Consider the following 11,700-nt stretch of genomic DNA (forward strand, 5'->3'; position numbering starts at 1 on the left):
TTTTGAAATTAATTTCATATTATTTATTTTTTAATAATAATATAAAATATAAAAATAAAATAGTGGAATAATAAAATATTTAAACTTAAAGTATAATTAAATACTGATTATTATATAATTATAAAATTTCAATTTAAATTTTATTTTATATAAAAAAATTAATTTAATGAGAGTAAATTTGTATGAAATGTTGTAAATATTTTTGTGGTATTTTTAATTAATTTATATCAATTAAAGCTAGCCTGTAAATTCAGTAGCTTCATAGCCTATAGGTTTATCTACAAAACAAGATTTTTCTTTTAAAAATATAACCTCTATAGTTCCGACCGGTCCATTTCTATTTTTTCCAACAATAATTTCAGCATTTTCTTGCATAGGATTTGGTATAAAAAGCCTTTGATAAGCTTTACCTTCAGCTTTAGCTTTATTCTCTCTTTCTTTTTCTTCTTGCTCCCTATAAACCTCATCGCGATATACAAATAAAATAGCATCCGCATCTTGCTCTATAGCTCCACTTTCTCGCAAATCACTCATCAAAGGACGCTTATTTGCTCTTTGCTCTAAACCACGATTAAGTTGTGAAAGTGCGATAATCGGCATATCAAGCTCCCTAGCCAAAAGCTTAAGTCCTCTTGAAATTTCACTCACTTGCAAATGCCTATCATTAAAATTTGAATTACTCATCATAAGCCCTATATAGTCAATCACACAAAGTCCTACACTTTCATCTTGAGATTTTAAACGCCTTAAAATAGCCCTTACATCAGCAATAGTTGCATAACCACTATCGTAAATATATAATTTCTTTTGACTATAATCATTACAAGCATCTCCTAAACGCTCCCATTCATCATCGTTTAAATCTGCGGTTAAAATTCTTTGTAAAGGGATAGAAGTTTTTGAAGAAAGCATTCTTTGCATGATTTGAGTTGCGGGCATTTCAAGAGAAAACAAAGCCACACCTTTATTTTGTCTTAAAACTTTATCAATGAAATTTAAACAAAGGGTTGTTTTTCCCATACCTGGGCGCGCAGCGATTATTATAAGCTCACCCCCTTTAAAACCTTTTGTCATTTTATTTAGACCCTCAAAGCCTGTATCAAGCCCTATGATATTTTTATTTTCTAAAGTTTTTTGCTTTTTAAATTCTTCAAAGAGTTCTGATATTATTATATTAACATCTTTAATATCTCTAAAATTTACACGATTTGTAATGCTAAAAATTTCTTTACCAATTTCATCTGCGATTTCACTTACAGCACGATTTTCATTAATACGAGCTGGTAAAAGATGTGCAAAACTCAAAAGTTGTCTTTTGATGGACTTTTCGCGAAGTTCATTTACATAAGCAGGCAAATCTATCATAGAAGGAGTGGCAAGAATTTCTGCTAAAATCTCTTCATCTATTTTTTTATGTTTTTTTAAAAAACTTATAGAAATAGGCTCTTTGTTGTTGCTACAAACTATAATTGCTTTAAAAATATCTTCATGAGCTTTAAGACTAAAATCTTTTGGGCTAATATCGCCTGCTATACTAGCGTAAGCTTCTTCACTCATGATGCAACTGCTTAAAATAGCTCGCTCTAAATCCAAGTCATAATACTCTTGTTGCACTAAATTTCCTTATAAATATAAATAATTTTAAAAATTTTATCTAAAAAAACTTAAAATTATAAACTTTAATTTTTTATAAATATTTAAAGTAATATTAGTTACAATTATAATCACAACATTTATTTTATTAGGAGAACACTTGAAAAAACATTTATTTTCATGTATTTTAGCTTCCATTTTAGCCCAGTCAGCTATGGCTGTAGATTTTCAAGAAGGTTTTAGTGGAAATTTAAGCATAGGTGTAGGTGCAAGAGATATTAAAAGCAATATTTCAACTTTAGCGGATAGTGATTACTTAGGTGGTTATGACGCTGATAATTCGGACTCTTCTTTTATTCCTTTTATCGGTGTAGAACTTTACTATGGCAACCTTATAGACAATGATAGAATTTTTATCAAAAACTACAATGGAAGAGATATCAGCGGTATAGCTTTAGGTTACGAAAAAGCTTATTTAGAGCGTTTTAGCACTTCTTTTTCTGTAATCTCTTCTTTAAGGGAAAAAGCTTATGCAAATCCTTATCAAATAGGTAATAGAGAAGAAACTGATGTTGATAGATATGGTTTTAAAATCTCTCAACTTTACGAAAGTGATTTAGGAAAATTTACAGCTTCATATTTATTTAGCAAAAACAAATATGATAAAGACGCAGTTGAGCACAGCTCTTTAAAAAGAGAGGGGTATTATCACGAGTTTGAATTAAATTACAATTATAGTTTGTTAAATTTAGGACTAAGCTATGATTATAATGATGCAGATGGAAAAGCTCAAAGTTACTCAAGATATGGTTTAAGCATGGGAGCAAATTTGGCTTTTGCTAATGACTATATTTTCACCCCAAATTTAAGTCTTAGCAGATATGAAGCAGTAGGAACAGATCCCATCTTCCACAAAAAACAAGACGGTAATATAGTTAAGCTTAATCTAAAAGTTGTTAAAAATCAATTTTTGGGCTATAACGGACTTTATGGTTTTGCAAATTATGGTATAGAAAAAAGAAATAGCGATATAGGATTTTATGATGAAACCTATCAAGTTGTTTTAACTGGAATAGGATATAAATTCTAAAAAATTATAAAAAAGCTCCTTTGATAAAATTTAAAAAAGATCTATCTCCTATAAAGATAGATCTTTAAAAATCCTTTTAAGAAAAATCCAAGCTAAAATCAAAACACAAAATTCAGCAAAAAATGGACTTAACCATACTCCATTTAAACCTATAAAGTAGGATAAAATCAAAAGAAAAAATAAAGGCATGAATAAATTTTGCATTAAACTTAAAACCAAAGAAAAGCTTGCCTTATTAAAAGCTGTCAAAAAAGAACCGCTTAGAACATTAAACCATGCAAAAAGATAATTAAAAGCAAAAAGCATCAAAGCTGTATAAGCAAAAGTTTTAAATTCTTGATCATTTTCTTTTGCAAAAAGTGCTATCAAATTTTCTCCAAATATCAATATAGATACTATAGAAAATAAAGATAAAATTCCTCCCGCAAAAAATACCACTTTTATAATAGCTTTAATCCTTAAAAAATCTTTTTTAGCATAATTATAACTAAGTGCAGGTTGCATCGCATCCCCCATAGCAATAATAAGCATTATAATAAAACTATCAATATATAAAATAATGGAAAAAGCTGCCACGGCTTGAGTGGTAGAAATTTTTAACAAAACAAAATTTGCAAAAATACTATACAAAGAACCCGAAATATTGCCAAAAAACTCGCTACTTCCATTATAAAGAATATTTTTAAAAATTCTCAAATTTATATATAAACTTGAAAATTTAAGCTCTAAATTTTGAAATAAAAAAGGAATAATTCCAAAAATACCGCTTAAAACAATTCCTAAACAAGTTGCAAGAGCTACCGAAAACAAGCCCCAACCAAATACAACTATAAAAAGATAATCAAATACAATATTACTTAAAGCTATGATTATGTTCATAATCATACTATAGGTTGTTTTTCCACAAATTCTTAAATAATTATCCAAGGCAAAAGAAAGCATGGTAAAAGGTGCAAATAAAGCAAAAACAAACATACATTCTTTAGCCATAGTTTTAATCTCATCGCTAACATTTAGACAATCAATCAAAATAGGTCCTAAAAAATACTCCAAAATTCCAATAAAACAAGAGATTAGAAAAATAATCAATATACTAGAACTAAATATCTTTCTAGCTAAATTCTTCTTGCCTAAACCCAAATGCATAGAAATTTGCACTGCTGAACCTATAGCTATCATATCAGCCAAAGCAAAAGACATCATAATAAAGGGAATAATCAAGGCTAGTGCTGCTAAAGCATCACTTCCTAGATATTTTCCAACAAAAATTCCATCAACTATATAATAAAAAGAAATAAAGGCCATGCTTATGACATTTGGCACGGCACATTTTATAAAAAGCCTAAAAGGGCTTAAAGTGCTAAAAATATTTGACATACAAATCCTTTAAAAATATTAAAATAAAATATTTTTAAAGACGCTAGTAGAGTGCTTGAAGTCCTAAAATATAGAAATTTAAACGATAAGTTCTTATTGTTGTTTTTGTATTAGTTTTATTTTGCATTTTCATAGATTTAAATTAAAATAACTAAGAATTATAAAATTTACTTATTAATAAGTCAAATTTAGCCCGAAGGCTAAAATTTAAAGCACGGAAAGAATTTTTACAGCGTCATTTAACCCTGTAACTATACTTGCTCCATTTTTAGTAGCAATATCTCCTGCTACAAAGATACCTTTAACATTGCTTTGTTTATTTTCATCCATTAAAGGCACGCCTTTATCATCAACATTAATCCCGCATTTTTGTAAAAAATCAAGTGGAGTAGAACCACCAATAGCATAAATAATTCTATCATAAATATCGCTTGTACCATCGGTAAAATTTACCTTAGCCTTGCCACTATCATCTTCTACCTCATTAATGTCAATTCCTAGTTTTAACTCTACTTTACCCGAATTTCCAGCTTCGTGAATATCTTTAAGATTGATATCATTTAATCTTGTAAATTCTTTTTTGCGATAACAAAGGCTAACTTGATTTGAATTAGCCAAATCCACAGCGTATTCTGCTGCTGAATTTCCACCACCTACAACAAGAATTTTTTCATTTCCCAAAACTGAATTGGCATTAAAATTAATGATTTTTGTTAAAGTCATAGGAAGTTTGTAATCAGGCTTATTAGGCTTACCCATTCTACCTATAGCAACGATGATGTTTTTACACTCATAAACGCCTTTAGCTGTGCTTACTAAAAAAACTCCATTTTCATTTTTAACGCTCTCAACTTCAGAGCCAAATTCAACTTCTATATTGTGTTCTTTTAATACGTTTTGAAAAGTTTCTATAGTACTTTCTTTGGTACCATCTTCAAAAGGAACATGTCCATGATTAGTTCCTTCGCATCCCTTATAAGCTTTATCTACTCTTTTGCCATCTTTATAAAATTGCATTAAAGTTTGGCAAATGTTATTTGATTTTTCCAGTATCAAAACTTCTTTGTTTTTAAGCTTAGCTTCAACCGCACAGCCTATGCCTGTTGGACCTGCACCTACTATAATTAAATCTATTTTTTTCATTTATATTTACCTTTCAATTCTGATTTTTTTTGTATAATTTATCAAGTTTTTTGTAAATAAAGGATTAAAAATGCGAAATTTGCTTGAAAATATTAAGAAAAATTCTCAAAAACTACTTAACTTAACACCTAAAGATAAAGAAAAAATTATTTTAAAATTAGCTCAAATTTTAAGAGAAAATTTCAAAATTATCCTAGAAGCAAATGAAAAAGATATAGCAAATTTCACAAAAAGTGGAGCAATAAAAGATAGGCTTTTATTAGATGAAAAACGCATTTTAGCTCTTTGTGAAGGCCTAGAAAAAATCGCTTATATCGAAGATCCTATAGGTAAAATTTCTAAAGGCTGGAAAAATTATGCGGGTTTAAGCATACAAAAAATAAGCATTCCTTTAGGACTCATTTGTGTTATTTACGAAGCAAGGCCTAGTCTTAGTGCTGAAATCGCAGCTTTAATGATAAAAAGTTCTAATGCTTGTGTATTTAAAGGTGGAAGTGAAGCAAAATTTACAAATGAAGCTATATTTACTCTTGTTAGCAAAACACTTAAGGAATTTGGTTTACAAGATTGTTTTGCTATGTTTACTCAAAGAGACGAGATCAAACAAATTCTAACTTTTGATGATTTAATCGATGTGATCATACCTCGCGGTAGTTCAAATATGATACAAGAAATCGCAAACAATACTAAAATTCCTCTCATTAAGCAAGATAAGGGCTTGTGTCATGCTTTTGTAGATCAAAGCGCTAACTTAGATATGGCTTTAAAAATAATCCTTAATGCAAAGTGTCAAAGAGTAAGTGTTTGCAACGCTTTAGAAACGCTTTTAATACATGAAAAAATTGCTAAAAATTTTATAAGTCTTTTAATCCCTGAATTTAAAAAATTTAAGGTAAAAATTCATGCCTATGAAAATGCTTTGGCTTATTTTAACAACTCAAATTTAGAAGTTTTTAAAGCAAATGAAAATACCTTTGATACAGAATGGCTTGATTTTGCTTTAAGTGTAAAATTAGTAAAAGATTGCAATGAAGCTATAGAGCATATCAATAAACACAGCTCCTTGCATTCTGAAAGCATTATCTCAAATGATGCTTCAAATATCGCTAAATTTCAACGCCTTATAAACTCATCTTGTATTTATACTAATGCTTCAACACGTTTTAGTGATGGAGGAGAATTTGGCTTTGGTGGGGAAGTTGGAATTTCAACTAGCAAATTGCATGCAAGAGGTCCTATGGGAGTTGAAGATATTTGCACTTATAAATATATAATTAATGGAGAAGGACAAATTCGAGAGTGAATAAAATAGAAATGCTAAAGCAACACTTTAAAGAAATTGCTAAACTAAATTCAAGTGAACAAGTTTGGCAAATGCCTTTTTTTGCGGCTTTAGGTGTGGGTATAGTTTTAGGGTTTAGTGTATTTTTTGGAAAATTAAACTATGGACTCATTGCCATGATAGGAGCTTTATCTTTTTTATATGTTCCAAACACTCCTTTATATCATAGAATGGCTGTTGTGATGTGCTGTTCTTTTGGCATAGTTTCTAGTTTTTTCTTAGGAATTTTAACCCATTTTTTACCTGCAATTTTTGCCTTCATCCCTATAGGACTTGTGGCCATGGGAAGTTCTATTTTAATTAGATATTATAACATTGGTGCACCTGGATATTTTTTCTTTGTATTTTCTTGTATTTTAGGAGCTTATTCTCCTTTTGAAGCTAAGGATTTTATCTTTTTAGTGGGTCTTGTTTTTCTTGGGGCAATGGTAGCTAATTTAATGGCTTTTTTATACTCTATCGTTGTGATTTATGGATTTAAAAATGCTTTACCTAGCGAAATTCCACCTAGAGAATACATAGGTTTTGATGCAGTTTTTGTGGATTCTTTGATTATGGGTTCTTTTGTGGCTTTTTCTATATTTATAGGAATTTTTTTAGAACTTGAAAGAAGTTATTGGATAGCCATTTCTTGCACAGCTATTATGCAAGGTGTAACTTTAAACTCTATATGGATTAAACAAATTCAACGTATCATAGGAACGGCCTTGGGAGTATGTTTTGCTTGGTGGCTTTTATCTAAACAATTTCACAATATAGAACTTGTTTTACTTATGATGTCTTTGTTTTTTATAGGACAATTTTTAGTCAATCGAAACTATGCTTTAGCTATGATTTTCTTTACTCCTTATGCCACTTATCTTTCGGAAGCAGCTAATTTTATGAGTGAAAATGCAAATACATTAATACTCGCTCGTTTAGTTGATGTCGTAATAGGAAGCATTTTAGGACTTTTAGGTGGTTTTGTAATTTATAAACCTTATCTAAGAGTACATTTTGAACGCATTGCAAAATACATCTTTAGGATAAAACGAAAAGCTTAAAAGTCAAATAAAACACAAGCATTATCCCCTAAAATTTGCTCTTGTTCTTTTTTAGATACGACAACTTCATTAAAAGCTGCTAGAGCCGATGAAAAATTAACATTTGCTTCAAAATTTGTATGTGGCCAATCGCTTCCAAAAACAAAATTGCTAAGTGGAAAATATTCTTTTAAAATTTCATATATTTTCTTTGCAAATTTTATAGCTTGTTCATTATTAACATAGTCTATTTTTGCCCTATAAAAACCGCTAATTTTAAAAAATATTCTAGAATTTTTTAAGCAAATTAAATCCTCTAAATTTGTTAAGTTTGCATTAGCTCTTGCTAAATGATCAATAACAATATTACAACCATAAGGAATTAAATTTTTAACAATATCAACAAGATTATTATCCAAATCTCTTTGAATTTCTATTTGCATTTTAAGCTTACTTAAATTTTCAAAAAATTGAGTCCAAACCGTACTTTTAAAATTTGGCAATTCTTTACCAATTAAATTTAATCTAACTCCACAAGCTTTTCTTTCTTTTAGTTTTTGAAGCTCATCAAATTTAATACCTTCATCAACCACAACTATAGCTTTTATATTTTCATCTTTTTCGATACTCTGAAGCAAAAATTCATTATCAACACCTAAAAAACTTGGCTGAACTAAAACCCCTTTATCAAAATCATAATGATCTAAATTTGCTTTATAATCTTTAAAACTAGCGTCATAATCAGGCTTATATCTTGCATTTGCAACTGTATTTAACTTTTTCAAAAATATATGTGCATGAGTATCAATCTTCATTAAATTATCCTTATAAAATAAAACTCATTATAATAGTAGCTAAAATCGCCGCCATAAATCCTATTGGCACAGCTTTAATAAGTAAATCTTTAAATAATTTTTCCTTATATTTATCAGGACAAGATCCTAAAATTAAACTTCCTCCAGAAGAAAAAGGAGAAATAGCAGAAGCTTGAGCCCCTACAACAATACAAGAAAAAAGCAATGCCTCGCTTAATCCACTGCTTGCAGCAATGCTTGGAACTATAGGAAAAAGCGCTGGAGTAACCACACCCAAAGTACTTGAAAAAAGCGACATAAAAGCTGCAATAGCACACATTATTAACGGAATAAAAATCACATTGATCTCATTTTCTACAAGATCTGAAAATAATTTTATAGCCCCTGCTTCAACCGCTATGCTAATTAACATCCCTACTCCACAAATCATTATCAAGGTTCCCCAAGGAATTAAAGCAACAACTTGTTTCTCATCGGCTAATTTTAAAAATAAAGCAATGGCAACAAAAATCATGGCTATCATGGCTATATCTATTTTTTTATTAAAATAGCCAATTGTCTCATTATGTGGAAAAATAATATTTAGCACAGGAAAGATTAAAACAACAACAATCATCATAAACATAAGAATTAAAGTAGTTTTTTGTTTATAATCAAATGAATCAGGTTTTGAAATAACACTGATTTTTATATTGTTTTTAAAAGCATTAAACACAAAAAAAGATAATACCACAATAGGCAAAATTATAGTAAAAGCAAAAATAATACTAGAATTTATAAAAGCTTCATTTGCTTCAATACCTGAATTTTGCATCAATCCTCGAAAAATAATCCCACTTTGAGAAGTCATAAAATTTGCCCCTCCCAAAGCACCATAGTTTATAGCCATAGCTCCGGCAATTTTACTTAAGCCGATTTTATCGCAAAGTAAAAAAGTAAGTGGTGCCATAAAAGCTAAAACCGTATAAAAACCTGCTCCTAAAGCGGCTATAATAGCACTAACCACAAAAATAACAAAAGGGAGCAAATAAGGATGATTAGCAAAGCGATACATCAAATGTCCAGCTAATTTTTCAAGAGTTCCATTTACGGTTGCAAAATTATAAAACAACGAAACAGCAAAAATAACAAAAAATATAGAAATAGGCCAAAAAGCTATGATTTTTTTAGGAGCTAAATCCATAAAAAAAGCTCCTATAATATAAGCAAAAATCATAGCAAAAATTCCAACATTATGTCTAGTAATATAGCCTAAAATGATGGCTACTATAATACTAGAGATGATTAAAAAAACCATTATCATCCTTTAAAATATTATAGGGCTTATGATATCAAAAAATATATTTTTCAAAGCATAAAAACAAAATCTAAAATTTAAAAAATATCTATTTAGTAACAAATTTACTCATCTTATAAAATATTTTACAGAATATCTTGAATTATAACAAGCAAAAACCCCTTTTAGGCAAAAAACAATACCATAATCCCATCTAAAAATATTTGAAAATAGAAAGAATATTCTCATAAGCTCATCTTTATAATATAGAATTAAAACACTACAGAAAAGTCAAGTTTAAAAATTTAAAAAATGTCTTGAAGAATAAAATAAAGAAAATAAAAAATTGTATAAATTTAAAAAGCTTTGGAATACTCCAAAAGCTTTTTTTATATTATTTGTTCGCTCTTTCTATATACTCACCACGCACAGTATCAACGCGTATAACTTCACCTTCTAGCACATGAAAAGGAATTTGCACTACTGCGCCTGTTTCCAAAGTAGCTGGTTTTTTATTTGATCCTTGAGTATCGCCTTTGAAATTTGGAGCCGTTTCGATGATTTTGAGTTCAACAACTTGTGGAACTTCTACGCCGATAGCCTTGCCATTATGAAAAAGTACATCTACCATCATACCATCAAGCATCCATTTTTTTGCCTCACCCACATCATCATCACTGATAGCTACTTGTTCATATGTTTGTGTATCCATAAATTGGCAATTTTCACCATCATCATAAAGATACTGCATAGTTTTATCTTCTAAATTTGGAGCTTCACATTTATCGCCTGCATGGAAAGTTTTTTCAAGTACTTTACCATCAATAAAAGATTTGATTTTAATACGCACAAAAGCAGGACCTTTACCTGGTTTTACATGCTGATACTCAACTATTTTAAAAGGAATTCCATCGATTTCTATTTTAAGTCCCTTTTTTAAATCACCCATTGAATAAGATGCCATAAATTTCCTTTGTTAAAAAATAAAAAATGATTTTATCAAATTTTGATTGATATCACAATAAAATTATTTTATTTGATAAAAAAATAAGTAAAATTACGCTAAAATTTAAATTTAAAGCATAGTAAATGCTCGCTTCTTTTTAGAAGAGGAAAGTCCGAGCTGCTAAAGACAAGCATTCCATCTAACAGATGGCTAGGGCAACCTAAGGGATAGTGCAACAGAAAGAAAACTACCACACAAGTGGAAAAGGTGAAACGGTGGGGTAAAAGCCTACCAGCGATTTTGGTAACAATTTCGGCTATGTAAACCCAATGTGCAGCAAGAAGGGATGGTTAGCGTCTTTGTTTTAACCCTTCGCTTGATTTTGTTTGTAAAAACAAAACTAGATAAATGAGCATTCAAGACAGAACTCGGCTTATCGCTATGCTTTTTAAGATCTAACATAGGTCAAAGCTTTTTGAAATTTTTGAATTTCAACAGCCTTTGCTTTTTTCTTTTGTTCAATTAGTGCAACAGCTTCTTGCAAAAGAGCTTGAATTTGATAAAATATATCATTTATATTTTCTTTTATAAAGTCTTCTGAGGGCGATCTTTTAGCTAAATTTTTAATAAAAGCTTTCATATCAAGTTTATCAAGCAAATTTTCAAGCTTATTAATATCTTCTTGAATTAACGCGAGTTTAAAATCATTGATCCACTGTTTCATTACTATGCACTTCTCTCCAAGCTTCTAGTAAACCTTTGGTTACATTTATAACTTCATTAATTCTTTCTTCGTTATTTTCTAAATTTGCCAAAGATAAAAGTTGAATTTCTCTTGTATAAAGCCCACTTAAATAATGCGCCACATCTCCACCTTTTTCATAATCTAAAGTATTAATAAGCTCTATAAAAATAGCTGTTGTTCTTTTTACAAAGTATACTCTTTGCTCTATATCCTCGTTTCTTATCGCCACTTTAGCCCTTGCACAAAAACGCAAAATTCCCTCATAGAGCATTTCGATAAGTTTTTGCGGAGATTCTATCCCCGCTTGATTTTGAGAATAAGCATTATAAGCTAAACTATTTTGCATCTTTT

At 29.5% G+C, this 11,700-nt stretch carries 11 protein-coding genes and 1 other RNA gene; 4 read left to right on the top strand and 8 right to left on the bottom strand.

Annotated features, from left to right (window positions below; all coding sequences use genetic code 11):
- Nucleotides 1–237: 237 nt before the first annotated feature.
- Nucleotides 238–1,614 carry a replicative DNA helicase gene (locus AJ939_RS07810; protein ID WP_070283446.1) on the bottom strand — a complete coding sequence of 459 codons (1,377 nt, stop codon included), beginning with the start codon at nucleotides 1,612–1,614 and terminating at the stop codon, nucleotides 238–240.
- Nucleotides 1,615–1,753: 139 nt separating this feature from the next.
- On the opposite strand from AJ939_RS07810, the gene AJ939_RS07815 reads away from it, so the two are divergent.
- Complete coding sequence (locus AJ939_RS07815; RefSeq protein ID WP_070276554.1) at nucleotides 1,754–2,683, top strand: DUF2860 family protein; 930 nt, start codon at nucleotides 1,754–1,756, stop codon at nucleotides 2,681–2,683.
- Nucleotides 2,684–2,731: 48 nt separating this feature from the next.
- Here AJ939_RS07815 and AJ939_RS07820 read toward each other — a convergent pair whose 3' ends face one another.
- Both AJ939_RS07820 and AJ939_RS07825 read right to left on the bottom strand, forming a co-directional pair.
- Complete coding sequence (locus AJ939_RS07820) at nucleotides 2,732–4,060, bottom strand: MATE family efflux transporter (protein ID WP_070276555.1); 1,329 nt, start codon at nucleotides 4,058–4,060, stop codon at nucleotides 2,732–2,734.
- Nucleotides 4,061–4,267: 207 nt separating this feature from the next.
- The gene (locus AJ939_RS07825; RefSeq protein ID WP_002861277.1) at nucleotides 4,268–5,203 is read right to left on the bottom strand and encodes an NAD(P)-binding domain-containing protein; all 936 of its coding nucleotides are present in this window, start codon (nucleotides 5,201–5,203) and stop codon (nucleotides 4,268–4,270) included.
- Nucleotides 5,204–5,273: 70 nt separating this feature from the next.
- Here AJ939_RS07825 and AJ939_RS07830 point away from each other — a divergent pair, with 70 nt between their 5' ends.
- Nucleotides 5,274–6,506: a glutamate-5-semialdehyde dehydrogenase gene (locus tag AJ939_RS07830; RefSeq protein WP_070276556.1), complete on the top strand. Its 1,233-nt coding sequence runs from the start codon at nucleotides 5,274–5,276 to the stop codon at nucleotides 6,504–6,506.
- Nucleotides 6,503–7,588 carry an FUSC family protein gene (locus tag AJ939_RS07835; RefSeq protein WP_070276557.1) on the top strand — a complete coding sequence of 362 codons (1,086 nt, stop codon included), beginning with the start codon at nucleotides 6,503–6,505 and terminating at the stop codon, nucleotides 7,586–7,588. Before AJ939_RS07830 ends, AJ939_RS07835 begins: the two co-directional genes overlap by 4 nt.
- Here the strand turns inward: AJ939_RS07835 and AJ939_RS07840 are convergent.
- The 3 genes from AJ939_RS07840 to efp form a co-directional block, all read right to left on the bottom strand.
- The gene (locus AJ939_RS07840; RefSeq protein WP_044779921.1) at nucleotides 7,585–8,382 is read right to left on the bottom strand and encodes an amidohydrolase family protein; all 798 of its coding nucleotides are present in this window, start codon (nucleotides 8,380–8,382) and stop codon (nucleotides 7,585–7,587) included. The two genes, AJ939_RS07835 and AJ939_RS07840, sit on opposite strands and share 4 nt — an antisense overlap.
- Before the next feature lie 10 nt (nucleotides 8,383–8,392).
- Nucleotides 8,393–9,685 carry an SLC13 family permease gene (locus AJ939_RS07845; RefSeq protein ID WP_074469924.1) on the bottom strand — a complete coding sequence of 431 codons (1,293 nt, stop codon included), beginning with the start codon at nucleotides 9,683–9,685 and terminating at the stop codon, nucleotides 8,393–8,395.
- A gap of 367 nt (nucleotides 9,686–10,052) precedes the next feature.
- On the bottom strand, nucleotides 10,053–10,622 hold the full coding sequence (gene efp, locus AJ939_RS07850) for an elongation factor P (RefSeq protein WP_002855210.1): 570 nt from the start codon (nucleotides 10,620–10,622) through the stop codon (nucleotides 10,053–10,055).
- Between the two features lie 113 nt (nucleotides 10,623–10,735).
- On the opposite strand from efp, the gene rnpB reads away from it, so the two are divergent.
- An RNA gene (rnpB, locus tag AJ939_RS07855) (RNase P RNA component class A) lies at nucleotides 10,736–11,056 on the top strand.
- On the opposite strand, the gene AJ939_RS07860 is transcribed toward rnpB, so the two are convergent.
- The gene (locus AJ939_RS07860) at nucleotides 11,053–11,328 is read right to left on the bottom strand and encodes a hypothetical protein (protein ID WP_002861272.1); all 276 of its coding nucleotides are present in this window, start codon (nucleotides 11,326–11,328) and stop codon (nucleotides 11,053–11,055) included. The genes rnpB and AJ939_RS07860 overlap by 4 nt on opposite strands.
- Nucleotides 11,309–11,695, bottom strand: coding sequence for a flagellar export chaperone FliS (gene fliS / locus AJ939_RS07865; protein WP_002861271.1), 387 nt, complete (start codon nucleotides 11,693–11,695; stop codon nucleotides 11,309–11,311). The genes AJ939_RS07860 and fliS overlap by 20 nt, the downstream gene beginning before the upstream one ends.
- Between the last annotated feature and the right edge of the window lie 5 nt (nucleotides 11,696–11,700).

This window comes from Campylobacter sp. BCW_6889 (assembly GCF_001762535.1).
Taxonomy (GTDB): domain Bacteria; phylum Campylobacterota; class Campylobacteria; order Campylobacterales; family Campylobacteraceae; genus Campylobacter_D; species Campylobacter_D jejuni.

Excerpts from the sequence above, each read along its gene's own strand:
- AJ939_RS07825 (WP_002861277.1), bottom strand. The coding sequence starts at position 5,203 with ATGAAAAAAATAGATTTAATTATAGTAGGTGCAGGTCCAACAGGCATA.
- AJ939_RS07860 (WP_002861272.1), bottom strand. The coding sequence starts at position 11,328 with ATGAAACAGTGGATCAATGATTTTAAACTCGCGTTAATTCAAGAAGAT.
- AJ939_RS07820 (WP_070276555.1), bottom strand. The coding sequence starts at position 4,060 with ATGTCAAATATTTTTAGCACTTTAAGCCCTTTTAGGCTTTTTATAAAA.
- AJ939_RS07830 (WP_070276556.1), top strand. The coding sequence starts at position 5,274 with ATGCGAAATTTGCTTGAAAATATTAAGAAAAATTCTCAAAAACTACTT.
- AJ939_RS07840 (WP_044779921.1), bottom strand. The coding sequence starts at position 8,382 with ATGAAGATTGATACTCATGCACATATATTTTTGAAAAAGTTAAATACA.
- fliS (WP_002861271.1), bottom strand. The coding sequence starts at position 11,695 with ATGCAAAATAGTTTAGCTTATAATGCTTATTCTCAAAATCAAGCGGGG.
- efp (WP_002855210.1), bottom strand. The coding sequence starts at position 10,622 with ATGGCATCTTATTCAATGGGTGATTTAAAAAAGGGACTTAAAATAGAA.
- AJ939_RS07845 (WP_074469924.1), bottom strand. The coding sequence starts at position 9,685 with ATGATAATGGTTTTTTTAATCATCTCTAGTATTATAGTAGCCATCATT.